Below are 23,879 nucleotides of genomic sequence, written 5' to 3'. Positions count from 1 at the left end.
CAAAATATTAACTTTCTCTAATGGTAATCAGAGATTAAATTATTTTATATACTGCTTTTAGTTAATTGTTTTATCGCTCTTCAAGCCACTGAAGAAAACGAGAAGCTTTGTCTTTGGTGACAAGAGGTTTTTCGGGAGTACTAATTTTTAAACTAACCAGAAGTTTTCGTGAGAAATAATGTTCCACTTCCACAATGGCTGCAAAGTTAATCAGATATTGCCTGTTAATCCTAAAGAACTGAGTTCCTGAAACCAGTTGTCCTATTTCATCCAACGACTGAGAAATAAAATATTCTTTCTGATCAAGGGTCACCAGTACTGTATTTCCAAATTGGCTGTAAAAGCAGGCAATTCTGTCGACATGGATATTACTGTATTTATTGTTGGAAAAGACCAGGAAATTAGTTTTTCCTCTTCCCGTTGTCAGGTTATTCAGAATATCTTCCAGTTTCCGGTCGGGAGAAGGAGAATGCTGAAAGAAATTTTTAAGATTGTTGATCTTTTCAAAAGCTGACTGGATATCTTTTTTCTCAAAGGGTTTTAAAATATAATCGACTCCGTTACTTTTGAATGCTTCTATAGCATATTCATCAAAAGCGGTACAGAAAATGACAGGAACTTTTATCCTGATCTGACTGAATATTTCAAAACAATTACCGTCTGCCAGCTGAATATCCATAAATATAACATCCGGAAGTTCAGAGCCAGAAAGATATTCAACGGCCATAGCAACGCTTTCAATATACTGTACTATGGTAGCCTCCGGCTGTACAGCGACGATCATTCGCCCCAGTGCCTTCGCGGTCTTTATCTCATCTTCTATTACTAAAACTTTCATCTACTATGGGTAATTTGACGGTGAAATTAGAATTATTCTGAAGTATAGTCAGCTCCTTTTCTGCAAAGTGCTTATAACGTTCTCTGATATTTTCAATTCCTATTCCTGCAGATTCCTGTGGAATATTCTTAGGCTGAAAATTGTTTTCAATGACAATATATTCGGGATCACTGTATAATTTTATGATTAACGGATTTGCCAGTGATACAATATTATGCTTGATACAATTTTCACACAGCAGTTGCAGCGTAAAAGGAGGAATATAGGAGTTTAATATCTCTTCCTGAATATCTATTTTAAATTCTATGCCATCTTCAAATCTTGAGGTCAGAAGAAAGACATAGGCATCCAATATGGCGAGTTCCTTTTTTAAGGGAATGAGATCCATTTTTCTGTTATCTAAAGTAAAACGGTAGAAATCCGCCAGTCTCACCACAAAATCACCTGAACTTTCATCTTTTATATCAATCATAGATTTCAAGGTATTGAGACTGTTGAATAAAAAATGAGGATTAATCTGCTGTTTCAGCAGTTCGTATTGAGCATTCAGATTATCAGTCCGGATCTGTTCAAGTTCGAATTTAATCTGCTGAGAATTATAAGTCTGATACAAAAGATACAAAAACATATAAATGGTCAGATTGATCAGTACTCCCCGAAATTCATACATCAATACCATGGTGTTAAATCCATATTTCGGAAATATGATATGATGAATGAGTACTATTGCTGCCATCACCAGTACTCCGATGGATAGGCTGATCACCAGTTTTTTATTGAAAAATCGTGTTGATATATTTTGAATAGAAAATTTAGGCAGACTATAGATATTAAAATACCATACAAACAACGAGAATAAAAAGGATATGGAGAAATCTATCATCAGCTCTCCCAATGTAATATGCATACGGAGTATTTTGGGTACCGAAGCCAGAATCCCCATAAAAAGAGCACTAAAGAGAATGATTCTCGGATCAATCCTGAATACCTTTCTTCCGTTTGTGTTTATATATTTCGCATAGATCATAAATAAAAATCAGGCAGTTAAGCTGTCACAAAGATACAAAAGCTAAATAACGGCACAGCAGCACATCCGTTATTTAGCACAGAGATTTTTATAAAAACACAAGATTAAGGCATAGCTGCTGCCATATTCTTTACAGGCACTGGCCAGACACCGCCGGGAACAGGAAATGAAACCCCTTTATTAGATCCCATAATCATATTATCCTGACCAAAACGGTAAAGAGGCCATCCTTTATAAGTAAGCTGTTTTCTTCCGAATACGGTAATAGATCCGAAAAGTGTTTTATCAAGTCCGGAAGGAACAACAATTTTATCTGTTTCATAAATTGGCCAGACTCCGTTATTTGAGAAATCAGAAGCTGTAAAATTGTTCTTATTTTGTTTGTCATTTTTAAAGGTGTACAATGTTACTCCTTTAGCATCTGTAAAATACAATGTTTTTTCTGTGCCTTCTGTATAAGTGGAAGTGTAGTTTTTCCCGTCATGTCCTACAAGTTGGGCATTGGTAAGCATAATGGTATAATCAGGTTTGGCAACGAACCAAACGCCTCCGATATTTTCGCCTCCGGTTTTCCCTGCATCTTCTTTTACATTGGTTCCGTTCACCAAAGGAGCATAATAGTAAAGCGGTCTTCCTTTGTAAGTTACCTGTTTTTTCCCTGAACCTGTTGTTATTGTTGTAAAATCAGAAAGCTCTAATCCGGCTCCCAGTTTTTCGGAAGAAAGGTTATCTATATTGAAGACAGGCCATACCGGTTCACATCCTCCGGTGCAATTGTTGGTGGCAGTAGCATCATTTGCAAAATAATAAAGAGTATGACCTTCTTTATCGGTAAGAACACTACCAAGACTTGCATCATTCCTCAATTGAACTAATTTAACAGCAGGATCGGACGAATCATCCTGATTATCCTTAGAACAGGCAGCAGAGGTGAAAAGCAGTAATGCTGCTGAAATGCATCCTGTTACCAGGCTTGAACTGAATGTGAATCTTTCCATTTTTTAATAGTTTTAATGAATATTATTTTTTTATATGTGATTTTAAAAATCCTATATTAAGGCATTATCGATGGTTTTATACTCAGTATTGTACGGATTCTGTCTCTTCCGTCTGCGTTGACTTTCCTAAGTTCTTTCCCTTCGTATTTTTGATACAAAATCTCTGAGTTTTCTGAAAAAGGCTCTTTACTTTTAACAATTTCTACAGACAGTAAATGATTGGGAATTTTTGCTCCGTACCAATAGGGATCTTCTTTCTGAGACCAGGTAATAAGGGCCAGTATTCTTTCTTTATGATTATCATTATCCGGATTATCTTTCAATTCATCAATAGCGGAATCGTTACCGTAAAGAGTCATCATGGTCTGTTTTTTATGATTGATTGAAGAGGTTACCACCTTTAAGTTCATCGCATTAAAATTAAAACTTTCAGGAAGGGATGCATTTTCATTCACAGGTTCGTATTCTTTTTTGGAACCACAGCTCACAATAAATAGGCATAGTAGTAAATAAATGATCAGATTTTTCATAGCTTAATGGTTAATAGGAGAGGTGAATACAAAATCATTGTCTTTCATAGGACGGTGGCAGCTGATACATTCGTTGGCAAAATCGGCTGTTTTTCCATAAGGTTCAAGTTTGGGAGATAAAAACCTTGCCCATCCCCATCCTTTTGTTGATGCAAATTTTTTAGAATCCTTTATCATGTATTCCACCTGTTTAAAAGCTCCGGTAGTGACATTGCCGTCACTGTCTATGATCTGTTCCCACGCTACTTTTGCGAATATGGTTCCGTCAGGCCATGGATTGGTCTTATGTTCTTTGGTTGCCTTCACAGCAATATCATTTCCGAATATGATACGCATTGTCCCGTTATCCAGTCTTTCTGTAGAACTTATGGGTTTCCAGTTTTTATAATCAGGAATATAGCTGATCCCGTTCAATGCAGTGGGTAATGATGGTTTGGGTGCGGCAATATGGATTGTATTAATTTGTTGCAGCTGTTTGTTGTAAGCGGAAACTTTTGCGGTATCAGGTTTTTGCTTTGGAGCAAGAGAAGTCACATAATTTTTCAGGATACGGATATCATTTTCAGAAAGCTTGGCTACCGGATGTAGCAATTCGTAGCTTTTAAGAGGCATGGCTTTCAGGTTAATCTGATTAAAAGCTTCCCAAAGTTTTGCATTTTGTGCCGGAGGTGCCAGTTTATCCCATTCAGAAAAGTTGAGACCTTCTTTTCCTTTTTTGATATGATCTGCTACGAGCCAGTATGCCGGAGCAACCTGGTCAAACCATTTCAAATCTGTCTGATTGGAATGGCAGTCGAAACATGAACGCTGCAGTATCGCTCTTACATCACTGGGAACATGAATCTCGCCTGTTATTGCCTTTTGCTTAATTTCAGGTCTGTAAAACTGAATTCCAATAAAGACAGCCAGTACAATAACCAGAATATTTTTTGTTTTTACTTTTTCCCAAAAACGGTTCATATCTCTTTGTTTTTGTTCAAATTTCAGGACTTTTTAGGGTATGTTTTTCTGAAAATTTGATCAATCGGACAAATTTTACTTTGAATCTGACAATTGTGATTATGAATTTTTTGAGACCTAAAAAAATAAATACCGGAAATTTATAATACAGACGATATGCTAACAAAAAAGCTATCTATAATGAAATAGATAGCTCCCAGTTCAAAATAAATAATGAATTGTATATGGAGTTTTAATCTGCTATATATAATATTTAACAATCAGTAAGTTATTCATTGTATTAAAAATACAGTGGCACTCATAATGAGATTAATAAATAGAATTGTGAATAATGTTGATGAGTGTCCACTGTATTGCGCAGACCAATCAATCGTTCACGTCAAGTGGAGATTCTGAAACCTCCTTATAATATTTTTTTGGTTTGCTAAATACCAGCACAATGAGCGAGATAAAAAAAATCATAAAGAATATAAGAGCTATTATCTGGTATAAACCTGTATTGTAAGTATTGGCTAAAAAATCTTTAAAATTCTGTGGTATCATAAAGAATTCTGTTATTTCGTTAATTATTACTTACTGTTTTAATTTCAGTTGTTTTTATGTCCGTTCCGAGTCTCTGTAGGTAGGAAATTAGAGCGACGATTTCTTTTTTCTCAAGTTCCCCCTTCGGTCTTTTTGCATAAGCCTCTTTCAGATCGTTTGCCTCCGAGAAAATTTCCTTCACAATTTCCGCTGCTTGATTATCTGCCCATGAATTCGCTGAATCTATCTCAGCTCTGGTATATGGTACATCATATTCTTTCTTCATGAACACAATCTTATCAACCATTTTTGATCTGTCAAGATCATTGCTGATCAACCATGGATATCGTGGCATAATGGATCCTGCAGAAGTAGACCTCGGGTTGTACATGTGTTTGTAATGCCATGAACTTGGATTCTTACCGCCCTCCCGATGAAGATCAGGTCCTGTTCTTTTTGACCCCCAAAGGAATGGCCTGTCATATATAAATTCTCCTGCCTTGGAATATTCACCGTTCTTACCGTTAAACCTAACGATCTCGTCCCTGAAAGGTCTGATCATCTGTGAATGGCAGGCATTGCAACCCTCTCGGATATAGATATCCCTACCTTCAAGTTCAAGAGGCGAATATGGCTTCACCGCAGAAATAGTAGGTACACTTGCCTTTAGTGACAATGTCGGAATAATCTCCACACCACTTCCGATGGATAATACCAAAAAGGATAATATACTCAAAAGATAAGGACTTCTTTCGATCCATAGATGCGTTCCCTCACCATCCTTTCTCTTGCTGCTAATAACTGCAAGTGCAGGTGCCTCAAAAGGTACACTCTTCTGGAATGATCCGTGCCTGATCGTTGCAATAACATTCACAAGCATCATTATTGCACCTGATATATAAAAGGCTCCGCCCAAAAATCTCATCTTATAATATGGAATGATCGCTGTTACCGTATCGAGCCAGTTTTTCCACATCAATGTACCGTCTGGATTGAACTGTTTCCACATCAGCCCCTGCGTAAATCCTGAAATATACATCGGTACGGCATAGAATATTACCCCCAATGTACCGAGCCAGAAATGCCAGTTAGCCATCTTTACGGACCATATTTTCGTTCTCCACATGATTGGAACCAGATAATAGATCATTCCGAAGGCAATGAAACCGTTCCAGCCCAGGGCTCCTAAATGTACATGTCCGATAACCCAGTCCGTATAATGCCCGATCTTATTAATATTCTTGGTCGCCAAAAGCGGACCCTCAAATGTTACCATTCCATAACAGGTAACCGCCACTACGAAAAATTTAAGAATCGGATTATCCCTGACTTTATCCCATGCTCCACGAAGGGTAAGAAGCCCGTTCAACATTCCTCCCCAGGAAGGAGCGATCAACATAATCGAAAATCCAGTACCTACAGCCTGTGCCCATGCCGGAAGTGCCGTATACTGTAAATGGTGAGGACCCGCCCAGATATACACAAAGATCAGTGACCAGAAATGTATAATGGATAGTTTATACGAAAAAACAGGTCTTTCCGCTGCCTTGGGAAGGAAATAATACATCAGTCCGAGAATAGGCGTGGTCAGGATAAAGGCTACCGCATTGTGACCATACCACCACTGTACCAGTGCATCTTTTACTCCCGCATACATCGAATACGATTTCCAGCCAGTAAAGGATAAAGGTACCTCCAGATTGTTTAAGATATGCAGCATGGCCAATCCTATCCATGTTCCTATATAGAACCATATTGCTACATAGAGATGCCTAACTCTCCTTCTTGCAATAGTCATAAACATATTAATACCAAAAATCACCCATGAAAAAGTTATTAAAATATCAATGGGCCATTCATGTTCCGCATACTCCTTGGAAGTATTGATACCCATAAAGAAGGTAATAAATGTCGCTATGATCATAATCTGCCAGGTCCAGAAATGGATCCATGACAAGGTAGGACTTGCCATTGGAGTTTTTAAAAGCCGTGGTAATGAATAGTAAACTCCCGTATAGACACTGTTGCAAACAAATGCAAAAATTACTGTGTTGGTATGGATCATCCTGATTCTTCCGAATCCAAATGCACCATGGGTATTGATCAGCGACTGGATACCGCCCGATCTCAGACTCTGTATCGTGGCATCATCAGTTCCGAACAAAAACTCGGGCAATTCCGGATAAAACAGCATCAGTGCAGCCGTTATACCGAAGGTAAATCCGATCAGACCGAATATGATCGTAGCATATAGGAACGCCCTAACAATATCATTGTCGTAATTAAATTTCTGTAACTCCATATTACTATTTATTTTTTCTGTATTCACCTCCTTTCTTATTTCTAATTTTAATCTATCCGTCATCTTTCGGAATAAGTTGTATGGGTAGTTAGATTTATATGAGGTCTATTTGAATTAATTTTCAAATTTATAAAGAGAACTGTTTTCACATACGGTACTATTCGTGGAAAATATCGTTCTTTATTGGCTATATAGGACGTTCCTGACAAGGAATAAAAGGGTATGGTTTTCAATATTCCCCCTCCAATTACAGGAACCCATATTAAGCTAACGATAACCAATATCTTCATGGTATTCTAACTATTCTGTTTTTCAGCAAAACTTCATGGGTCAGATTTTCATCACCGTCTCCATTAATAAGAACCTGCTTGGGCGAAGGAATAAGACAGTGATTGATCAGACATAACAGAGTTCTTTGAAGCAGAATTTGGATAAAAATCAGCACTGTCACATATCAGCTCACCAAGAAGATATGGTCTGTAATCATATTACAGATTGTTGACAACAACCATAGGATATTCCTGTTTATGGCACATGTATGTGTTATAGCGATTCTCTTTAGCCCGTAAACTTCTCATCACTCCATTCAATAAGATGGAAAGTAAGCCTTTCTTTGGAAAGGATCTTATCAGGGTTTGCTATAATATTGTTTGCGGAATGCTTCAGGAGTAAGCTGTGTGTATTTCTTAAAAAACTTTATAAAATATGAGGTATCAAAAAAATTCAGTTCCATGGCAATATTGGCAATTGAAAGCTCGTAATTAACTAACATCCGTTTTGCTTCAAGCAACACTCTACTCCGGATGATTTCTCCTGCAGACATATTCAACTGGTCTTTACATAGAAAATTCAAATGGTTAGAAGTAATATAGAGCAAAGCTGCATAATCTTTAGGAAGCCGCATATCCTTAAAATTATCCTGTATAAGATCAAAAAATTGTTTCAAAAGAATTGAATTATAACTGGTTCTGCTTAAAACAGGAATATCAGGTCCCAGCTCTCTGCTTGCAATAACAAATAGCCTGAGCAGTTCAGCAGCTATCATCATGGGTGTTTGATAAGTATTATTATTTAATTCGTCAAGAAGAGCCTCAAAAATTTTAACAACCTCAGATCTCATATCATCTTTAATCTTCATCATCTGTTCATTTGAAAAAACATTAAAGAACGGAAACTGATCTACAGCAGAAGAACTCAAAAAAAGCTTATCAAAAAAAGTAGCAGAAAAATTCACAACATATCCGTCAACATCACTCTCAAATTCCCAGTTATGAACCTGACCTGGTGACATAAAATAAATACATCCTGGCTCTATGGGATAACTTTTAAAATCAATAACATGCCTCCCCTTTCCGGATGTAAAATATACCAAATGATAGAAAGAATGTTTATGAATATTTTGAATAGTAGGATTATTTATTAAATAACCTCGAAACCTATCTGCATTAAACATATCATTTGATATCTTGTTCGTCACAAGATGAAAAATATCAAATGTTGGGTATTGTTTTTTCATTATTACAATTGATTATAATTTAGTTTCATTCAATAATCAATCGCTTTCAAATTTAATCCAAAAATTATTGTAAAAATGGTACTAATCAGTCTAAAAATAGTATAATTCACTCACAAAAAACAGTGCCCTTAATACCATACAAAAGAAAATAAGCTTATAGTTGCCAACATTTTATTTTTTGTAAATTTACTTATGAAAAATAAAGAATTGCTTCCAAGGAATGAAGAGATCACTCAGGGTTTTTTATTATTGGTAGACACCTATATTTCTGATCTGCTTGGAAAAAGAATAGAAAAGCAACTTTCGACTTCTGATTTTGCAGATTCTCTTCATATTGCTAGCCGGCATCTAAGCAATACTCTTAAATTGACTCTTAATACCTCCCCCTGTGAGATCATTGAAAACCGTGTTATTGAAGAAGTTAAAACCTTATTAATCGAGACCGACCTTTCAATTGCAGATATAAGCCATCAATTTGCTTATAGAGATACAACCAACTTTATTAAATTTTTCAAAGGTATTACTGGAGTCACGCCTTTACAGTTTCGCAAAAGGCAAAAGAATACTACAAATCCAATGTAGCTATGCATTTTCTGAAGTTTGCATTATTTTAAAGAATTAAGTCAGCCTAAATTTGCTGAATAATTAAAACTTTAAATATGAGCGAAAAAAAGAAAATCGCACTTGTTACAGGTGCTAGCAGAGGGTTAGGTAAAAATATGGCTATAAACTTAGCGAAAAAAGGAATCAATGTCATCTTTACATACCAATCAAAAAAAGAAGATGCTATTCAAACTGCAAAGGAAATTGAAAAATATGGTGCCCATACTGCTTTTTTACAGCTAGATGTAAAGAATATTCATAACATTCCCTTATTTTTCAAGAATCTGGAAAACTGTTTGAAGGATAATTTTCAAACTGATAGGATTGATTATCTTATAAACAATGCAGGAATTGGTGAGTATGCCACTTTCGCAGAAACTACGGAAGAGCAATTTGATTCCATGTTCAATATCCATATTAAAGGAGCATACTTTTTATCACAATCAGCCTTAAAAATGATGAATAACGGTGGTGGCATTATTAATATTTCCAGCGGATTGACCCGTTTTTATACACAGGGCTATGCAGCTTATGCGGCTGCTAAAGGAGCTGTTGAGATTCTTACTAAATATCAGGCTGCAGAATTAGGCTCCAGAGGAATCCGCGTAAATGTTGTTGCCCCGGGACCTATCGAAACTGATTTTGGTGGCGGTGTTGTGAGGGACAATAAAGATTTAAATCAAATTATTTCTTCACAGACAGCACTGGGCCGGGTTGGATTGCCTGATGATATAGGAAGCATTATTGCCTTTTTATGTACTGATGAAGCAAGATGGATCAATGCACAACGTATAGAAGTCTCCGGAGGCTATTATTTATAATCTATCAAACTAACATTCTTAGAAAGGATTGTTAGTTTGATTTTAAAATTTTCAATAAAACCCTTAAAACACCAAAAGAACTCATGGCATCCTTTAATTGAAATAATTAAGATTTGTAATCAGACCGTTCATTTTTAACTTTTTTTCTCAAATCTGTTGGATTTTTTTTGTATTGAGCTTTAAAATTCCGGCTTAGATGCCCTTCGTCACTAAATCCAAACTCATAAGCCAGCTGAGATAGCGTTTTATCTTGATGTACAAGCTGATGTGCAATCATATTCAACACATATTCCTGCACATATTTTTTATAGGTGATACCAGTTGCTTTTTTAAAATATTGGGTAAAATAGTTTTTATTAATGCAAAAATGTTCGGAAATGCGTTGAATAGAAAGCTTTTCTTTTTCACGAACATTTTCCCGAATGTACCGTAGGATCATTTGTATTTTTTCATCCTTGGGTCTTGTAAGACTTAGTTTTGTCTCATCCATTAAAAGAGTAAGAATAAGAGACAGTGTGTTTCTTACAATAAGATTCTGATATAAAGATGCTTTTTTATGAGAGTTGATTAGAAGGGTAATCAGTTCTCCTATATTTTTGCGACAAATATCTGATAGCCGTATTTTACGATGGGATGAAAAAAGTCCCTGTTTTAGCAGTTCAAGATCTTTATTCTGAAAATTCTGAAGAAAAAATGCTTCATTGAACTTGATAATCCGTACTGCTGTTTTTTCGCCAAAAACGAAGAAATGGCTTTCACCAGGTAAAGTAATAAATACATCTCCCGAATCATATACGAACTGATCATCATTGATATAATGAAACCCCTTCCCTTTTATAATAAACTGTATCTCATAATGCGTATGTTTATGTACCAAAAAAGGCCATTGTTCTTTGAAGAGATCATCAATCTCTATATCCTTTGTTAAACTTTTTACATGCATCTTAAAAACATTCAAATTATTCTTTTTTTTCTTCAAGTACCAAGGCTTTCTTCTTTCTCAACTTTGTCTGTACAAAAATAAGTAATTAAACAGGTTAAAATTATGAAAACAGAAAATGAAAAACTGAAAGTATTCATTACAGGAGTAACAGGTTATTTGGGAGGATCAGTTGCAGATAAACTGATTAAAAATGGCTATAATGTAACCGGGTTGGTAAGAACAGATGATGCCGCAAAAATTGAACTCTTAGAGAAAAGAGGGATACAGTCCATAGTGGGAACTCTTGATGATAATGAAATTCTGACCCGGGCCGCACAACAAGCCGATATAGTAATCCATACAGCGAATGTGGATCATGTATCTTCTATCTATACATTAATAGCAGCTTTAGAGCATTCAGGAAAAACGTTACTCACCACTACAGGCTCTTCCATCGTTGCGGATTATGCCGATGGAGAATATGCAGGATCAGCTTTTTATGATGAAGATATGCATTTGAATCCCGTGCCTTTCCGAAGACCAAGGGTGGATATGAACAAATATGTCCGTATGGCAGCTATTGAAAAAGGGATCAGAACGATTGTTATCTGCCCTTCAATGGTATATGGAGAAGGCAAAGGCTTACAGTCAGATAGCGATCAAATCCCTAAACTTATAGGGTTTTCTCAGCAGGAAGGTGCCGGATTATATTTTGGAAAAGGTCTTAACAGATATTCCAATGTATTTATAGATGATCTTACAGATTTGTACCTTTTAGCTCTGGAAAAAGCGTCCGGTGGATCACTCTTTTATGCGGAAAACGGACATAATTCTTTTAAAGAAATTGCAGCGCTAATCAGTAATTATCTTGGATTTGAAGGGAAAACCCTCAGTATCACTATTGAGCATTTAATTGAATTTCATGGAGAGGCAGATCGCCTGGGAGTTGCATCAAACAGTCTTGTGAACTCTGTGAATGCAAGAAGAATAGGCTGGAATCCCAAAGGACCTTCTTTAGAAAAGTATTTCTCTGAGATTACTTTATAAGTGCTACTAAACAATTTAAGCTTATTATTTATTAAAACATCAAATAAAGAGATTTCTAACCTGTAAAGTAAAGAATGACTTTATTTGATGTTGTTTCACGAATTGATTTCCTTACTGTTTAATACAGAAAAGTTTATCCTAAAAAAGCCATATCATCTTCGGAAAGCTGAATATCCAAAGCTTTACTATTTTCCTGAAAATGGCTCAGTTTTGAAGTACCCGGAATTGGAAAAATTAAATCATTAAAGTGGAGCAACCAGGCTAAATTTATTTGTGCAGGCGTAGCATTATATTTTTTTGCAATTAATGAAATTTTGTTTTCGTTATTAGGCAAAGAACTTAAAAGAGAGAAGATGGGAATCATTGGTATATTATTTTTCACACAAATATCCATTATTTCCTGCATACCCCTAACTTCCTGACCATAGACAGAAAAACTGGTACGCTGCTCATAACTGAATGCATTTTCTACAGTTGCAATTCTTCCCATAGTAAGCTCTGTATTCATATTCGTTTACATTACTTAAACCTACGGGCAAAATTTCCGCTTCTTTCTGCAATTCAAATATAGCATTTAAGGATTGTTCAAATGGAGTATCGTTCCGTACATTATACGGAAATGGACCAATTGGATCTGATCAATTTTTAAGGTACTTTCGATACTTGTCCGCAAATTCTCTGGCTTTTCATAAGAACGCCAGCTTTAATCATCTCCCCAATCAGCATCTACTTTAATACAAATCACCAAATCTTTCCTGTAACGATACAGAGCTTGCAATGAGCCGGTTAGTAACATCTTAACCGTAATAATCTGCTGTATCCAGAAATTGTATGCCGTTTTCGGAAGTTGCTTTTAGTATCTGTACTGCTTCATCTCTATTTTCGGGTTCGCCCCAGACATGCTCTCCGATTAGTCTCATGGTACTAATAACCTAAACGCTTTACGATTATGGGCTATTGGTATTTGCACCAATCATAATTCTTTTTTTAATACTCATTTTTCAAATTTGTTGTATCAAAAAATTGAAAAATGAAATCATTAACAAATAGTAAAAAAGTGATTTAAAGTATATTTTTATTATTCAGCATAATGATTGCTGAGTAATTACCAAATAAGAAGAAATGTAAGATAAAGGAACACAAATAGCAAGTATTGGGAACTTTTCCAAAAATTTTAGATAACGGATAATAGCATCTTGTGAAACCATTACACTTCTCGATCCATTTTTTCAATTAATGCTTATTTAAATATCTTATTGGTAATATTGTCCCAACCAAAATTGTATTAGAAAGTTCAGTCCGTGACCGTTCTGAAAAGACAATAAACTTAAAATCCGTAACGGCTTGGATATATTCCGTCATCTGTTCCCCTTTATATGGATTTGAACACAGATGGTTTTCATCAATAAAATATTTTGTAATTTCTTCACCTTTATTATTATAATAACAAATACGAAATACAGCTTCTAGAATAAAAACAACCTATTTAAAAATTTTCCCCGCTTCCACAAAGTAATCACCTTTTTGAGTTCTAGCTCTGACGCTTAGCTAATAATTAAATGAAAAATAACCATTTACAGTCAAAAACTATAGAGATTTGAAAAATTAGATTTCGATGTCTTGTCGGGGCAATTTTCAATCAGTTTTTTGTGAATTTAAGAAAATTTACAATATCGAACAACAACCTTTATCATTGGTAATCAAAAAAACAAGCACTTAACAAAAAGAAAAACATTAGAAAAGGATAAAAATCAAGAGTTACATTGTTCGAACTTTAACATTCTTAATCTGCTTTTTTAAGCCTACTTAGAGAATCTTAGTCTGATCTGTCTTTAAACAGGTAACGATAGCTTCTTGATCCCCTCCTTATATTCTTTAGAGAATTGTTCTAATTGTTAATCCTCAACCTGAATATTAAACCTAATATTTAAAGACTCTTTTATCGCTTCAAAATTTAGAATCATCAATTTAGTTTAAAGTCCATAAGTATTGAGTACGTTGAATTGATCCATAAATTCTTTTGATTGGAAAGCTTTAACTGGAACTGAACATAACAATCCTTTTTCATCCAAATTCGAATATTTATGAAATGTCTTTTGTAAATGTTCCATATATTCTTACTCAGTGCCAAAGTTATTTATTTCAAAACGTTATACTTTATAATTGATCATAAAGTTCTGCATATTCATCAATGTCTACCAGTCCTTAAAAGTCCTAGCTTCTTAGACTATTGAGCCATGCTGGAAAATCAGGTTTTTTTGATATCTGCCAATGTGATTATTGAGATAAACCCGATATTGACAATTGCTGTTTTCGATGTTTCACCCCCCATTCAAGCATTTGCTTGATAATATTTCCCAATTCTTTAGCAGAGTCAGACAGACTGTATTCTATTTTGACAGGAATCGTGTTAAATACTGTCCTTACTACAATTCCGTTCGCTTCTAATTCTTTCAGTTCTTTCGAAAGCATGCGGGGTGTTATAGTAGGTATCCGGTTCTGAATATCCGTATACCTTAACCTGTCATTATATATTGCTGCCATAATTGGTATACGCCATTTGCCGCTAATGACATTTGTAAAATCTATCATTGCCAGGCTGTGATCTGTCGCACATTCTTTTCCTTCTGTAAGCGATTTAATATCCTTTAGTTTCATAATATTACTATACTTTAGTATACTACTATTCTTTAAGAAGTAAATATAGTATACTTTTATCAAATAAAAAAATTGTCGTACTATGAAAATATTAATGTTTGGACGAGGAGTTATTAATACACAATATGGTTGGGCACTTGAAAAAGCGAGCCATGATGTAACTTTTTACGTAAGGAATGGACGGATGGCCAAATATGGGGATACAGTAAGCTTAAATATATATGATGCGCGCAAATCAATATTCAAGCCTGTAATTGAGACTTGGAAAGTCAAGATGACCGAAGAACTTGAGGTTAATCATAATTATGATCTGATTGTGATTAGTGTACAGCACTATCAATTATCAAGTGCTATGGAGATTATAACAGATAAAGTTGGAAATGCGACCGTACTATTGTTTAACAATTTTTGGAATGAACCGGAACCTATGGTTGCAAAACTACCTAAGGAACAGATTGTATGGGGTTTCCCAAGAGCAGGTGGTGGTTTCGATCAGAACGGTATACTGAAAGGAACTTTATTTGATAACTTCATTATCGGAACCTTTGGCATAGAACTATCGGATCGTACTGTTCGTATAATTGACGATTTTAAAACGGCAGGTTTCAAACCTATCATCTACAATGATTTTCGTTCTTACCTATTTACTCACTTCGTGTTTAATGCAGCATTACATCCCGAAAATTTAAAATCCAGAGATGGCATTGCTTCACCAAGTGAGATGATAACATCACGGTATTGGAAAAACGTAATATTAAATTACAAAGAATTGCAACCGATACTCAAAGCACGTAATGTAAACCTAAAAATTAATCCAGAGCTAAAAATATTTCTCTTACCGCCATTTTTATTAAGCTGTGCGATGAGCATAGTATTGAAATTCTTTCCCGCCATCAAACAAATCTTTACAGCGCACTCCAATTCTGAAGAATTAAAATCATACTGCCGTGATGTATTAAAAACTGCAAACGAATTAAATATCAAGCTACCAAGGTTTGAAGCTAACAAACACCTATACCAATAAATAGCTACTGAAATGAAAATGCAAAATGTAATTTTATCTAAAACTAACATTCAAAATGTAGAAGACAGGAATCATCTACAGAAATTGATACCAGTTTATATCCAAGACTTCGCCTAAATTTTGACCTAAACGATTGCGGCTGGATACTATATATTAGAGAGAATCTATATCCGCTATTGACATAACCGTACTTCTTTAGACTTAAGGTTATGAATGTGAGCCTTTAGAATAAAAAGTTTAAAACACCAATAGCTGGACACAGGAGAAAAATAATAAAAAAGGATAACACTTCATCATTACTATGAAAAAAAAACTGCTCATATACAGCACAATTCTGTTGTTATTAACAATTACGAATGTTGCGAGGGGCCAAAATAAAATAGAGGATATTAAAAAAAGAACGGGCGATTCTATAAAGCAGGTATTTATGACCCAAACATCCGTTAATATGTATTCAAAAATAAAATGGTTTTCCTCTGCTTAGTATATTATTATACAGTATTCATCAGAAAACTATTGCTTATGCCTCAAGTAAATTTGCCCTTGCAAGGTCTTTTAACGTAGAATTCGCAACTGCATTAACAACCAATTATACCCTAGCGAAATTCTTCCTAATAGCAACTAGCCAGTTTTAGTCAAATTAAGGCCAGTACTAATTATAACTTTCTCCGTAAGCAGTGATGGATATTGGGAGCAACATTGGACTTTCAGTATTACAATATCAACACTGATTTTGATAATCCGGTTGCCACTAAATCTGTTAACAATGGTTATCTTTTTCATACATCTGCACTTTATTTCACTTATTTTTAAATCAATTAACGATATCGTCCCTATCTTAGCAAACCACTTCCATATCTTTTATTAAAATTTTAACAGGTATTTTTAAATCTGTCTGAATTTTAACCCGTAATGCCTCCAATGCAGAGGGTTCACCATGTACCAGCATGATTTGTCGGGGAGGATTATTATATTTTCTTATCCATTCTATCAGTTCAGATTGATCAGCATGGGCGGATAACCCTGTTAATTCTACTATTTTTGCTTTTACCGGATAATATTTTCCGTGAATTTTTAACTCATGAGATTCGTTAAGCAATGCTCTTCCGCGAGTACCTTCTGCCTGAAATCCAACAATCAACACTGTATTCCGGCTATTTCCTATATCATGCTTTAAATATTCAAGCACACGTCCTCCCGTCAACATACCACTTCCTGCAATAATTATTTTACTTTGCTTATCCTGAATAATTTCCGCAGTATTTGCATATTCTCTATTAATATTGACATGCTCAATAATTTCCTGCCATTTTTCTTTATTTATAGTAGTATATTCAGCATATTCAACCATAATATCAGTAGCTGAAGCTGCCATAGGGCTATCCATTATTATTGGAAGGTTATGAGGTATTCTGTTTTGTTCCTTAAGCCGATAAAGTATATAAATAAGCTCCTGCGCTCTGCCAACAGCAAAACTTGGAATAATTACATTGCCATGGTTTTTAACAGTATGGTTGATCCAATGCGCCAAACTATCATACAAATCAGTACTGTCATGAAGCCTGTCTCCGTAAGTTGATTCCATCACTAAAAAATCAGCTTTAGTAAAAAAATCAGGTGGAGCGAGAATAGCACTGTGGCTACGCCCTATATCTCCTGAAAAAATAATGGTTTTATCAAAGTATACAATTTCTACTGAACAAGCTCCAATGATATGACCACAGGACTTGAATCTGCATTGTATGTGATCACTTAACTGTATGCTGGTATTTTCTTTAACAGTAAAAAATTGTTTAAAAGATTTTTCAGTATCATTTATCGTGTATAAGGGTTTGGCAGGGTTATGTTTTGTATAATGATGATAGTTCGCTTTTTCTGCATCCTCTTCCTGTAATTTTGCACTGTCAAGTAAGATTAATTTGGTCAGTTCCCTCGTAGGTTCAGTCATATAAATTTTACCTTTAAACCCATTTTTTACAAGAAGGGGAATATATCCGCAATGATCCAGATGGGCGTGGGTAAGAATAACAAGATCGATTTCTGCTAAATCAATACTTAAAGATTCCCAGTTTTGTTCACGAAGTGCTTTTACCCCTTGAAATAACCCACAATCAATTAATATGGTAAGCTCCGAGGTTTTTAGTAAGTGCTTGGATCCGGTAACGGTCCCCGCTCCTCCAAGGGATTTTATAATCATAGTATTCATCTCTTTATTTTTATTAAACCTGCTGCTCATCTGAAAATAATTTTGATCAAACGATAAAGGAGTAAATTTTCAAATGAATAACAGGCTTTATGAATTAATAGTGAAAAAAATCAACGTATTTTAATCTCTTTTACTTCCCTTTTATCCAGATTAGTTTTACTGATCGTAATATTTAACAGCCCGTTTTTATAATTGGCTTTTATATGTCCCAAGGTGATGTTTTCCGGGAGACGGAAACTGCGGGAAAATGAGGAAGCAGAAAACTCTTTTCTTACAAAATTTTCCTTTTCTTCTTTTTTCTCTATCCTCTTTTCAGCGCTGATAATTAGCGATCCGTCTTCCACTGCTACCTTAAAATCTTTTTTCTTAAAGCCCGGAGCTGATACTCTGACTTTATAGACACCATTTCTGTCAATGATATTAATGGTAGGTTCCATTTTCATTGATTCATCTAAAAATCCGTCCTTATTCCAGAAATCTTCTATTACACGAGCCATTGGAGATTGAGTGGTTTTTTCTAAAGTTTTCATAATAAAATTATTTTAGATTAATACTCCAAAGGTATTATGGGAACAGCATTCCGACCATGATTTCAGTTAGGGTTTCAAATGATCCTGGTCACTATTTCCCCAATTATCTAAGGTTTCAATAATTAAGGAAGCGGCCACTTTCGGATCTGAGCATTTAATAATTTTGTATTGTATTGCGGAATTTTTAATAATTGGTAAATCAATAAAAAACTCTTCCAGTGATTTTAAAATGAGGTATGGTATTCCCAATGAAATAAGTTTCAGGATAAAACTATGTGAAAGTTGATTTTCCTGATTGATGATAATGACAGCATCTTTTGCCTCTGCAAAATGAACTGTATTTTCATCCAAAGGATCTGTTATGATGGTAATCTTGTGTATCTTACGATTAGCCAGCGCAAGTAGTTCCTTTTCTTCCTGATTTATATTATAAACTATCACTTTCATAATGTCTTTTGAATAATCAAATGTATAGAACCCAACAGAACTATTCAATGTATGAAATCATTATAAAAAGTGACAGATATTAGTTTTTCAATTTTTGAAGACGTGAAACGTCCAGTATTGTAATCCTGCCAGCATTTCTGTCTATTAAATTTTCCTCTTTAAAATCACTGAGAATTCTGCTTACTGTTTCAATAGCCATTCCTGCCATAGAAGCAAGGTTTTCTCTTGAAATTTCAAAATTTTCAGTCTGAGGATGTTTTGTGTGAAGTTTAAGTAAGACTTCTGCCATTCTTTTTCTTACTGAAAAATAGGCAAGCTGTAATAGCTGCTCCTCATGACTGATAACATTTCCGGCAAGAATTTTAATAAATTTTTCTGCTACATCAGGATATTTGTAAAACAATTGGTCGATAACCTCTCTGGGAACTGAGCATAGAGTGGCTTCTTCCAGAACTTCCGCAGTTTCTTTGTATTCCTTTCCGGCAAATAATGAGGTAATGCCAAAATAATCTTCGGCTCCATATACACCAGTCATAAATTCCTTTCCATCTTCTGTCATTTTTGTTGTTTTTACAGAACCTGATATCATTAAATACACTGTACTTGCCGCATCTCCTTCATAATATATCACCTGCTTTTTTTTGTAAGACTTAATTTTCCTTTCATTAAAAGCTTTTTGCAATTCTTCAAGTCCGTGTGATGCCTGAAATAAATTGGTAATTTGAGTAAGATTGGAACTGTAAATATTTCTCTGTCGTTCCCTTTTTTTCAGACGGCATTCAATGGCATTCAGAAGTTCTATATCATCATAAGGTTTTGTAAGATAATCATCCGCCCCCATTTCTATGCCTTTCCTTATTTCAATCCTGTCTGCTTTTGCCGTTATAAAAATAAAAGGAATAAGTGCAGTATCTTCTCTTTTATTCAGAAGGTGCAGCACACCATAGCCGTCAAGCTCCGGCATCATGATATCACAGAGTATGATATCCGGAATATGTTTTATGGCCAGATCTATGCCCTGTTTACCATTAGAAGCTTGGTATACTTGATAATTGGCAAGTTCAAGGATCTCAGAAGTACTTTCACGAATGTCCTCATTATCCTCTATAATCAGTATCTGTATTTTTTCCATCTCAACTTAATTGGAATATTATTATCAATTTTTAGGAAATGATAAAGTAAACTCAGTTCCTTTACCGAATGTGCTTTCGAAATATATCTTTCCATCCATAAGACTGACATAGCGCTGTACAATATTGAGACCTAAGCCCGTTCCGGGTATGTTTCCTGTATTATGAGCGCGGAAAAATGGCTGGAAAAGAGCAGAATGATCATCTTCAGGTATTCCTATTCCATTGTCCTTTACCGAAAATACATATTGATTTTCTTTTATTTCTGTGGAAAACTCAATCAGGGTGTGTTCTCCGGAATATTTTATAGCATTACTCATCAGGTTCATCAGACAATTCTTCAATAAATTTTGATCTAAATTGATTTCACTTTCTGATCCTGTGTGCTGGTAAATTATAATTTGATCTTCTTTCGTGATAAGCTGCATTTCTTCCGTTAGTTCTTCTGAAAACCTGATGACATCAAATAGACAGTGATTGGGATGTACCATCCCTGCTTCCAGCTTTTCCAATGAAAGAAAATCATTGAGAATGCCGTTCAAACTCCCAATAGCGGTCTTTATTTTATGAAGGTGCTTTACAATCTGAAGACTGTCCGAAACCTGAAGGTATTTCTCTATCAAAATAACAGACAGCTGCATAGAGCTTAAAGGTGTGCGAAATTCATGAGATGCCATTGATACGAAACGGCTTTTCATACGGTTCAGTTCTTTTTCTTTTTCCAAGGATACATTAGCTTCTTCCTTCGCCTCTTCCAGCTCATGAAGCATTTTTTTCAGCGATTTTGTACGGTTTTCGACTAGTTCTTCCAGCTCCAACGTATAATTTTTAAGAAATTCTTCCGCTTCTTTTTCTTTGGAAAGATCATGGATAAATCCTGTGTAAATAATTCTTTCCTGAAATTGAACTTCACTCACTGCAAGCCTGAATGGAAATTGTGTACCATCTTTTCTTAAACCCTTTACTTCTCTTCCTTTTCCGATGATTTTTTTTTCGCCGGTAGTCTGATAATTGAGTAGATAACCATCATGCCGGCTCCTGTCTGGTTCCGGCATTAAGACTGAGATATTTTTCCCGATTAATTCTTGTTCTTTGTAGCCAAATATTTTTAGTGCAGAAGGATTCAGGCTTTCTATTCTCCCCCTGTCATCAATGGTTATAATACCGTCAATCGCCGTTTCAATAATGGCTTGTAACAGTTTGGCACTTTCCATAGTTATCGTTTTATGCAGCCATATAAAGTTATATATTTTAGCATAATGAACATGTATGATCTATGAAAATGTTTATGTATTCAATATAATCTTTATTATTAACAACCATATTTACTAATTAATTCAAATATTCAAAAATGAACATGACCATTTTCAGGAATCGTTAATAGTGGAATTTCCAATTCTACAGCCTGTCTTGCGGCATGGCTTCCCAAAAATAGTCTTTTGAAAAAACTTTTGTCATGATGGCCCATCACTAACATATCGATGTCTTTGTATTTTAATATGTCCAAACCATAATCTATATTTTCACTATATATACAGTTATAGCAAATTTTACCATTCAGGTCCTTTAGAAATGTCTCTTTCTTATGTTCATAATCAACATCCTGGATCACATCATTATCACTCTGAATAATATGGGTAATTAAAAGCTCAGCATCAAAGTATTTGGCAAATTCAATTAATAATTGGGCTATTTTTATGTCTTTTTTATTCAGATCTGTAGCGAAAGCAATCTTCTTAAGCCCATTATATTTATGTTTTAAGGGAACTAAAAGAAGCGGATACTTTGTGTTTTCAATCATCTGTATACTGTTGCTTCCGAAAACAAAACGGGTAAGCATCCCTGCTCCTTGCATACCCATGACGATAAGAAGCGGTTTTTTCTCGGCTGCCATATTATTAATCACATGAACTGCATCGCCTCCTTCACTTCCATAATGTATTGAAGGATGAAATGGGAAAGCTTCATCTCCCCATACAACTTTTTCTCTGTCTTCCAATACCTTTGCCAACTTTTTAAGCTCTTTTGTATTTTCTTCATATAAATCTGGATATTCATATACAGACCACGCGGTCTGCCCAAGCATTGGACTTACAATCGGTAACCCAAAGGCATGGCATAAATCGATGTTGGCCTTCAGGGCATTGGCTAAATGCAGAGCATAAAAGGCAGCATTTCGCGCTGGCTTTGAATAGTCTGTAGCGACTAAAATCGTTCTCATAATCTGATTATTTATTTTGGTTAAACATATTTTCTAATGAATCATCTAAATGGTAAATATCTTTATATAATACAGGCTTTCCATCTATTATAAGACAGGTCAGATAGGTTATAATAATCGGAACAGGCTGCTTTAGAACAAAATCTTTTCTTTTATACTCGGACATTGCACTTTCTAAAACAGGAATCTTGCTTCCTGAGCCATCATCTTTTAATAGGAGAGCTGCGAGCTCTTTAGCATTTTCAACACGAATGCACCCGTGACTCAAAGCTCTATCATCTTTATTGAATAATTGTTTCTGAGAAGTATCATGGAGGTATATTCCATAAGAGTTTTCAAATCTAAAAACCACCGCTCCCAATGCATTATCACAACCGGATGACTGTCTTACACTATATCGGGAAGGGTTTTGACGGATCTCTTTTAGCTTTGATGAACTTATTTCAACTTGATTTCCATTTTTATCATAAACTGAATAATGATGGTCCTCTAAATATTGAGGGCTTTTTAAGATTTTAGGCAGCATTTCTTTTATGAAAATACTTTGAGGAACCTTCCAGTCAGGCGCTGTTGTAAAATAATTAATACTGCTCCTCAAAACTGGTGTTTTAGTGGCTGGCTTTCCTATAATCACTTTAAAATCAAACACATTACCCCCATGATAAAGTTTCAATGTATAGGAAGGAATATTTACCAGAATATAGGAAGTATCATTCGTATCAATCCATCGTAGGCGCTCCATATTGATCATTATTTTTTCAGATTCACTTTCCGGAGCTATACAGTCATCTTCTTCATACAGTGTATTTAAATAGTTCTGGAAGTCCGTATATTCTTTTATTTTAGGCTGAACTCCAAGGATTGTCTTAAGAAAATCTGTCTGCTGTCTTGCATTCTGCAGTATATCGTCGGATCGAAAACCATTAATATCATTGGAATCAATGTATGATGATTTGTACAAAGGGTTGTATTTTCCTAAATGCATATTATTGATGAAAGTGATAAGAGCATCCGTCATCAGAATATCGAACTCAGCTTTCTCCCTTTGATTCTCTTCGACTGGAGTATCCCGCAACTTTCTTAATTTCTGAAGAGAAATGGCATCCCAATGATAATCAGACAAAGACAGACCAAATCGATAAGAATACTCCAAGAGTAACATTGCAGTTTCAGGCTGATCTGATTTTTCTGCGGTAATCCACGCATATTCAGAATTAATTCCGGCATAAAACCTAACAACCGATTGAGGATAATGCAGTTTTGAGAGCGTACCATTGTCTTTTAGTAAAGAAGAAATCTCCTGCCCTGTTTTTATATCCTGAGCTTGCGTAATTATTGCAAAGCAAAAAATAATTGTGAATGTTAAAAAGGCTTTCATAATATGAAGTTTATACCACAAATTTCCAAATTACCACACTATCAAATAATGACTGCCATCACTAAAAAAAATGATATCACTATACTTTAATCTATTTTTTATCAAAGCTCTCCAAACGCTTATTATAAGAAATTCGATTTAAGATTTTATGCGCTTAAAAGATTGAATTGTTGAACTGATCAGCATCATTTTTCGCAGT

General features: G+C 35.0%; 22 protein-coding genes. 4 read left to right on the top strand and 18 right to left on the bottom strand.

Annotation, left to right across the window (positions count from 1 at the left end; translation table 11 throughout):
- Positions 1 to 70: 70 nt before the first annotated feature.
- From CHRYMOREF3P_RS00695 to CHRYMOREF3P_RS00665, 7 genes are all read right to left on the bottom strand, one after another.
- Positions 71 to 838, bottom strand: a complete 768-nt coding sequence (locus CHRYMOREF3P_RS00695) for a LytR/AlgR family response regulator transcription factor (RefSeq protein WP_180563586.1) — start codon at positions 836 to 838, stop codon at positions 71 to 73.
- Positions 813 to 1,745: a sensor histidine kinase gene (locus CHRYMOREF3P_RS00690; RefSeq protein WP_232538930.1), complete on the bottom strand. Its 933-nt coding sequence runs from the start codon at positions 1,743 to 1,745 to the stop codon at positions 813 to 815. The genes CHRYMOREF3P_RS00695 and CHRYMOREF3P_RS00690 overlap by 26 nt, the downstream gene beginning before the upstream one ends.
- A 224-nt stretch (positions 1,746 to 1,969) precedes the next feature.
- The gene (locus CHRYMOREF3P_RS00685; RefSeq protein WP_180563584.1) at positions 1,970 to 2,863 is read right to left on the bottom strand and encodes a hypothetical protein; all 894 of its coding nucleotides are present in this window, start codon (positions 2,861 to 2,863) and stop codon (positions 1,970 to 1,972) included.
- A gap of 56 nt (positions 2,864 to 2,919) precedes the next feature.
- Complete coding sequence (locus tag CHRYMOREF3P_RS00680; protein ID WP_180563583.1) at positions 2,920 to 3,393, bottom strand: hypothetical protein; 474 nt, start codon at positions 3,391 to 3,393, stop codon at positions 2,920 to 2,922.
- Between the two features lie 3 nt (positions 3,394 to 3,396).
- Positions 3,397 to 4,353, bottom strand: a complete 957-nt coding sequence (locus CHRYMOREF3P_RS00675; protein ID WP_180563582.1) for a heme-binding domain-containing protein — start codon at positions 4,351 to 4,353, stop codon at positions 3,397 to 3,399.
- A 562-nt stretch (positions 4,354 to 4,915) separates the two neighbouring features.
- Positions 4,916 to 7,177: a cytochrome-c oxidase, cbb3-type subunit I gene (ccoN, locus tag CHRYMOREF3P_RS00670; RefSeq protein WP_180563581.1), complete on the bottom strand. Its 2,262-nt coding sequence runs from the start codon at positions 7,175 to 7,177 to the stop codon at positions 4,916 to 4,918.
- Positions 7,178 to 7,805: 628 nt separating this feature from the next.
- On the bottom strand, positions 7,806 to 8,693 hold the full coding sequence (locus tag CHRYMOREF3P_RS00665; protein WP_180563580.1) for an AraC family transcriptional regulator: 888 nt from the start codon (positions 8,691 to 8,693) through the stop codon (positions 7,806 to 7,808).
- Between the two features lie 192 nt (positions 8,694 to 8,885).
- Between CHRYMOREF3P_RS00665 and CHRYMOREF3P_RS00660 the strand changes: the two genes are divergently transcribed.
- Together CHRYMOREF3P_RS00660 and CHRYMOREF3P_RS00655 are read left to right on the top strand one after the other, a co-directional pair.
- Positions 8,886 to 9,275 carry a helix-turn-helix domain-containing protein gene (locus CHRYMOREF3P_RS00660; protein ID WP_047383887.1) on the top strand — a complete coding sequence of 130 codons (390 nt, stop codon included), beginning with the start codon at positions 8,886 to 8,888 and terminating at the stop codon, positions 9,273 to 9,275.
- 77 nt (positions 9,276 to 9,352) lie between these two features.
- On the top strand, positions 9,353 to 10,117 hold the full coding sequence (locus tag CHRYMOREF3P_RS00655) for an SDR family oxidoreductase (protein WP_180563579.1): 765 nt from the start codon (positions 9,353 to 9,355) through the stop codon (positions 10,115 to 10,117).
- Positions 10,118 to 10,223: 106 nt separating this feature from the next.
- Here CHRYMOREF3P_RS00655 and CHRYMOREF3P_RS00650 read toward each other — a convergent pair whose 3' ends face one another.
- A complete protein-coding gene (locus CHRYMOREF3P_RS00650) occupies positions 10,224 to 11,075 on the bottom strand; it encodes an AraC family transcriptional regulator (RefSeq protein WP_180563578.1) in 852 nt (283 codons plus the stop codon).
- 87 nt (positions 11,076 to 11,162) lie between these two features.
- Here CHRYMOREF3P_RS00650 and CHRYMOREF3P_RS00645 point away from each other — a divergent pair, with 87 nt between their 5' ends.
- Positions 11,163 to 12,086, top strand: coding sequence for an NAD-dependent epimerase/dehydratase family protein (locus tag CHRYMOREF3P_RS00645; RefSeq protein WP_198424122.1), 924 nt, complete (start codon positions 11,163 to 11,165; stop codon positions 12,084 to 12,086).
- Positions 12,087 to 12,219: 133 nt separating this feature from the next.
- On the opposite strand, the gene CHRYMOREF3P_RS00640 is transcribed toward CHRYMOREF3P_RS00645, so the two are convergent.
- From CHRYMOREF3P_RS00640 to CHRYMOREF3P_RS00630, 3 genes are all read right to left on the bottom strand, one after another.
- On the bottom strand, positions 12,220 to 12,594 hold the full coding sequence (locus CHRYMOREF3P_RS00640; protein ID WP_180563577.1) for an aldo/keto reductase: 375 nt from the start codon (positions 12,592 to 12,594) through the stop codon (positions 12,220 to 12,222).
- A 289-nt stretch (positions 12,595 to 12,883) separates the two neighbouring features.
- Positions 12,884 to 13,006: an aldo/keto reductase gene (locus CHRYMOREF3P_RS00635; RefSeq protein WP_180563576.1), complete on the bottom strand. Its 123-nt coding sequence runs from the start codon at positions 13,004 to 13,006 to the stop codon at positions 12,884 to 12,886.
- 1,357 nt (positions 13,007 to 14,363) lie between these two features.
- Complete coding sequence (locus CHRYMOREF3P_RS00630; RefSeq protein ID WP_262889622.1) at positions 14,364 to 14,678, bottom strand: winged helix-turn-helix transcriptional regulator; 315 nt, start codon at positions 14,676 to 14,678, stop codon at positions 14,364 to 14,366.
- A 148-nt stretch (positions 14,679 to 14,826) separates the two neighbouring features.
- Between CHRYMOREF3P_RS00630 and CHRYMOREF3P_RS00625 the strand changes: the two genes are divergently transcribed.
- Positions 14,827 to 15,768 carry a ketopantoate reductase family protein gene (locus tag CHRYMOREF3P_RS00625; RefSeq protein WP_180563575.1) on the top strand — a complete coding sequence of 314 codons (942 nt, stop codon included), beginning with the start codon at positions 14,827 to 14,829 and terminating at the stop codon, positions 15,766 to 15,768.
- Between the two features lie 838 nt (positions 15,769 to 16,606).
- On the opposite strand, the gene CHRYMOREF3P_RS00620 is transcribed toward CHRYMOREF3P_RS00625, so the two are convergent.
- The 7 genes from CHRYMOREF3P_RS00620 to CHRYMOREF3P_RS00590 form a co-directional block, all read right to left on the bottom strand.
- Positions 16,607 to 17,974 (bottom strand): MBL fold metallo-hydrolase RNA specificity domain-containing protein, encoded by a 1,368-nt coding sequence (locus CHRYMOREF3P_RS00620; protein ID WP_180563574.1) that lies wholly within the window; start codon positions 17,972 to 17,974, stop codon positions 16,607 to 16,609.
- Between the two features lie 110 nt (positions 17,975 to 18,084).
- Positions 18,085 to 18,504 (bottom strand): Hsp20/alpha crystallin family protein, encoded by a 420-nt coding sequence (locus CHRYMOREF3P_RS00615; RefSeq protein WP_180563573.1) that lies wholly within the window; start codon positions 18,502 to 18,504, stop codon positions 18,085 to 18,087.
- A gap of 66 nt (positions 18,505 to 18,570) precedes the next feature.
- Positions 18,571 to 18,951, bottom strand: coding sequence for a hypothetical protein (locus tag CHRYMOREF3P_RS00610; protein WP_232538925.1), 381 nt, complete (start codon positions 18,949 to 18,951; stop codon positions 18,571 to 18,573).
- A gap of 79 nt (positions 18,952 to 19,030) precedes the next feature.
- Positions 19,031 to 20,083 (bottom strand): response regulator, encoded by a 1,053-nt coding sequence (locus CHRYMOREF3P_RS00605; RefSeq protein ID WP_180563571.1) that lies wholly within the window; start codon positions 20,081 to 20,083, stop codon positions 19,031 to 19,033.
- A 24-nt stretch (positions 20,084 to 20,107) separates the two neighbouring features.
- Positions 20,108 to 21,295 (bottom strand): PAS domain-containing sensor histidine kinase, encoded by a 1,188-nt coding sequence (locus CHRYMOREF3P_RS00600; protein ID WP_180563570.1) that lies wholly within the window; start codon positions 21,293 to 21,295, stop codon positions 20,108 to 20,110.
- Positions 21,296 to 21,426: 131 nt separating this feature from the next.
- Positions 21,427 to 22,302 carry a universal stress protein gene (locus tag CHRYMOREF3P_RS00595; RefSeq protein ID WP_180563569.1) on the bottom strand — a complete coding sequence of 292 codons (876 nt, stop codon included), beginning with the start codon at positions 22,300 to 22,302 and terminating at the stop codon, positions 21,427 to 21,429.
- A 7-nt stretch (positions 22,303 to 22,309) separates the two neighbouring features.
- A complete protein-coding gene (locus CHRYMOREF3P_RS00590; protein ID WP_180563568.1) occupies positions 22,310 to 23,680 on the bottom strand; it encodes a L,D-transpeptidase family protein in 1,371 nt (456 codons plus the stop codon).
- Between the last annotated feature and the right edge of the window lie 199 nt (positions 23,681 to 23,879).

The sequence above is a fragment of the Chryseobacterium sp. JV274 genome (assembly GCF_903969135.1).
In the GTDB taxonomy this organism is placed as follows: domain Bacteria; phylum Bacteroidota; class Bacteroidia; order Flavobacteriales; family Weeksellaceae; genus Chryseobacterium.
Note: the sequence above shows the minus strand (reverse complement) of the source record. Positions and strands in the feature narration are given on the sequence as shown.

Coding starts and splice junctions, on each gene's coding strand:
- CHRYMOREF3P_RS00635 (WP_180563576.1), bottom strand. CDS start 13,006: ATGAGACTAATCGGAGAGCATGTCTGGGGCGAACCCGAAAATAGAGAT.
- CHRYMOREF3P_RS00655 (WP_180563579.1), top strand. CDS start 9,353: ATGAGCGAAAAAAAGAAAATCGCACTTGTTACAGGTGCTAGCAGAGGG.
- CHRYMOREF3P_RS00610 (WP_232538925.1), bottom strand. CDS start 18,951: ATGAAAGTGATAGTTTATAATATAAATCAGGAAGAAAAGGAACTACTT.
- CHRYMOREF3P_RS00660 (WP_047383887.1), top strand. CDS start 8,886: ATGAAAAATAAAGAATTGCTTCCAAGGAATGAAGAGATCACTCAGGGT.
- CHRYMOREF3P_RS00690 (WP_232538930.1), bottom strand. CDS start 1,745: ATGCATATTACATTGGGAGAGCTGATGATAGATTTCTCCATATCCTTT.
- CHRYMOREF3P_RS00595 (WP_180563569.1), bottom strand. CDS start 22,302: ATGAGAACGATTTTAGTCGCTACAGACTATTCAAAGCCAGCGCGAAAT.
- CHRYMOREF3P_RS00685 (WP_180563584.1), bottom strand. CDS start 2,863: ATGGAAAGATTCACATTCAGTTCAAGCCTGGTAACAGGATGCATTTCA.
- CHRYMOREF3P_RS00675 (WP_180563582.1), bottom strand. CDS start 4,353: ATGAACCGTTTTTGGGAAAAAGTAAAAACAAAAAATATTCTGGTTATT.
- CHRYMOREF3P_RS00625 (WP_180563575.1), top strand. CDS start 14,827: ATGAAAATATTAATGTTTGGACGAGGAGTTATTAATACACAATATGGT.
- ccoN (WP_180563581.1), bottom strand. CDS start 7,177: ATGGAGTTACAGAAATTTAATTACGACAATGATATTGTTAGGGCGTTC.
- CHRYMOREF3P_RS00640 (WP_180563577.1), bottom strand. CDS start 12,594: ATGAATACAGAGCTTACTATGGGAAGAATTGCAACTGTAGAAAATGCA.
- CHRYMOREF3P_RS00600 (WP_180563570.1), bottom strand. CDS start 21,295: ATGGAAAGTGCCAAACTGTTACAAGCCATTATTGAAACGGCGATTGAC.
- CHRYMOREF3P_RS00665 (WP_180563580.1), bottom strand. CDS start 8,693: ATGAAAAAACAATACCCAACATTTGATATTTTTCATCTTGTGACGAAC.
- CHRYMOREF3P_RS00615 (WP_180563573.1), bottom strand. CDS start 18,504: ATGAAAACTTTAGAAAAAACCACTCAATCTCCAATGGCTCGTGTAATA.
- CHRYMOREF3P_RS00695 (WP_180563586.1), bottom strand. CDS start 838: ATGAAAGTTTTAGTAATAGAAGATGAGATAAAGACCGCGAAGGCACTG.
- CHRYMOREF3P_RS00605 (WP_180563571.1), bottom strand. CDS start 20,083: ATGGAAAAAATACAGATACTGATTATAGAGGATAATGAGGACATTCGT.
- CHRYMOREF3P_RS00590 (WP_180563568.1), bottom strand. CDS start 23,680: ATGAAAGCCTTTTTAACATTCACAATTATTTTTTGCTTTGCAATAATT.
- CHRYMOREF3P_RS00645 (WP_198424122.1), top strand. CDS start 11,163: ATGAAAACAGAAAATGAAAAACTGAAAGTATTCATTACAGGAGTAACA.
- CHRYMOREF3P_RS00630 (WP_262889622.1), bottom strand. CDS start 14,678: ATGATAGATTTTACAAATGTCATTAGCGGCAAATGGCGTATACCAATT.
- CHRYMOREF3P_RS00680 (WP_180563583.1), bottom strand. CDS start 3,393: ATGAAAAATCTGATCATTTATTTACTACTATGCCTATTTATTGTGAGC.
- CHRYMOREF3P_RS00620 (WP_180563574.1), bottom strand. CDS start 17,974: ATGAATACTATGATTATAAAATCCCTTGGAGGAGCGGGGACCGTTACC.